We start from the raw sequence: 2,133 nt of genomic DNA, 5'->3' as shown, positions 1-2,133 counted from the left end.
GCTGGTGGAGGGCGGTGTTCCACACAGACCGACAGATGTTCCCGAACTCCTCGCACATCTCTGCCTGTTCAGGCGTGAGCGCGAGACGGTACCGGCGGCCGGACAACAACAGGAACACCCCCCTCCAGCTGGTGTGATCAACATAGTGCACGCCACTGACAACGCAGCGAACTCCGCCGCTGCGCGGCTCCGGCACGAGGACGGGCTAACCCCTCCCCGAAGGGAGGAGCCTGCGCCCAAGAGGTCGGGTCACCGGCCGACCCGGACGTGTCCGCCGACACGGCCAGCAGCACCGTGCCCTTCTCCGGCGTCATACGAGACGGCGTACCCGCTGCGGACCGGGCGGTCGGCGGTTCGGCCGCGACCGGGTCCGGTGCCGCGTCCTCCCGGGCCACCGCGGGTACCCGCAGCGTCGCGGACAGGGTGGAGGTGTCGGGGTCGTTGGCGGTCTTGAGCGCCTGGCCGGGTGCGCAGCCGCGCTCCCCGGGGGTGGTCAGGGCGCAGGCCGGCACCCGGCGCAGGTGCAGCCGGGAGGCCCAGCCGCCGCCGTAGTGGCCACGGAAGCCGGAGTAGTCCAGCTTCAGGCCGACCTTGCGCTTCCCGGCAGCCTCAGAGGCGAGGCCGCGCACCGCCAGCAGGGGGCCTTCGACCCCGGCGGCCTTCGATGTCGAGCGCGGCAGCACCTGCACCTGCACGCGCTCGGCTGATTCCTGGCCCCTCTTGGTGTCCCGTGGGCCCGTTCCGGGGCGGGTGAGCGTGACGGGGACCGAACCCGCCTGGAGCGGACGGGACTTCGCGGCCCGGGAGGGAGTGTCCCCTTCGGCCGTACCCGGCCGGGGCCAGCCGCTGCGGTGCGACTTCCAGGCCCGCTTGGCGGTCTCATCGGTCCTGTCCGGCGCCTTGCCGGTCACCTGCCGGGTCGGGACCGGGTCCACGGTCCGGGTCTTGCGCAGCTCCAGTGAAGCGGCTGCCGCGACCGGGCCGCCGAGCAGCCGAATCCCCGGCCCGCTCGCGCAGCACCGGACCGACCGCCGACGGCACCCGCACGGACGCAGACGCGGAGCCGGGCCCCGGGGCACGGGACGCCGCCATGGGCGTGACCGTCGAGGAGGACACGCTCTCCCTGACCCCGGACGCCGCCCTGCTCACCGGCAAGGACACCACGTACCCCGTCCACCTCAACCCGAGCGTTTCCGGTTCGCGCTACGCTTGGACGATCGCCTACAAGAAACACCCCGACTCCGCCTACTACAACGGCTCCGGGTTCAACGGGGGCACCAACACCGCCCGGGCCGGGTACGAGAACTACACGAACGGGCTGGCCCGCTCGTACTTCCGCATGAACACCAAGAACCTGTGGAGCACCGACAAGATCGTCTCCAAGTCCACGTTCCGCATCAAGAACACCTGGTCCTGGTCCTGTTCGAAGCGGAAGATCGAGCTGTGGCGCACCGCCCCCATCGGGCCCGGCACCACCTGGAACAAGCAGCCCACCAAGCGGGAGACCCTCGACAGCGTCACCGACGCCAAGGGCTGGGGCAGCTCCTGCCCGGCCGGCAACCTCGCCTTCGACACCACCAAGGCCGCCAAGGACGCCGCGGGCAAGCACTGGAAGGCCATCACGCTCGCACTGAAGGCCACCAACGAGTCGAGCGTGTACGGCTGGAAGAAGTTCGCGGCCAAGTCCGCCGTCCTCTCCACCACCTACAACACCCGACCCAACACCCCCTCCGGGCTGGACACGTCTCCCGTCAGTACGCGCAACAGCCACGGGTGCGGCGACACGGCACCGCACCGCGCCATCGGCAACACCGACTTCTACCTCAACGCCAAGGTCAAGGACCGGGATCGAGGCACCGTCAAGGCCGTCTTCCACCTGTGGCCCACCGGCCACCGCTACCAGGACGACGGCGGACTGATCATCAACAAGACCGTCTCCGTCCCCTCCGGACACGTCGTCCGCGCCAAGGTCTCCCGAGCGGCCCTCAAGCCCTACCTCTCGACCGCGTACAGATTGCCTCCGGAGGACTCGCCGCGTACGAGGAGGTCGACGCGTCCGTCCCCGGTGAAGTCGCCGGGCGCGGCCAGGGTGACGTGGTCCGCTCCGGTGTCCCCGATGAGGACGGGGTCGCG

General features: G+C 70.6%; 2 protein-coding genes and 1 pseudogene. 1 reads left to right on the top strand and 2 read right to left on the bottom strand.

Annotated features, from left to right (window positions below):
* On the bottom strand, positions 1–118 hold a 118-nt coding region (locus G5C65_RS40285; protein WP_338146348.1), incomplete at its 3' end, for a helix-turn-helix domain-containing protein.
* Between the two features lie 19 nt (positions 119–137).
* On the bottom strand, positions 138–935 hold the full coding sequence (locus tag G5C65_RS36060; RefSeq protein WP_165303269.1) for a hypothetical protein: 798 nt from the start codon (positions 933–935) through the stop codon (positions 138–140).
* Positions 936–1,090: 155 nt separating this feature from the next.
* Here G5C65_RS36060 and G5C65_RS39885 point away from each other — a divergent pair.
* Positions 1,091–2,133: pseudogene (locus tag G5C65_RS39885) on the top strand (VCBS repeat-containing protein); the annotation flags it as partial.

The organism is Streptomyces boncukensis (assembly GCF_011045075.1).
Classification (GTDB): domain Bacteria; phylum Actinomycetota; class Actinomycetes; order Streptomycetales; family Streptomycetaceae; genus Streptomyces; species Streptomyces boncukensis.
Note: the sequence above shows the minus strand (reverse complement) of the source record. Positions and strands in the feature narration are given on the sequence as shown.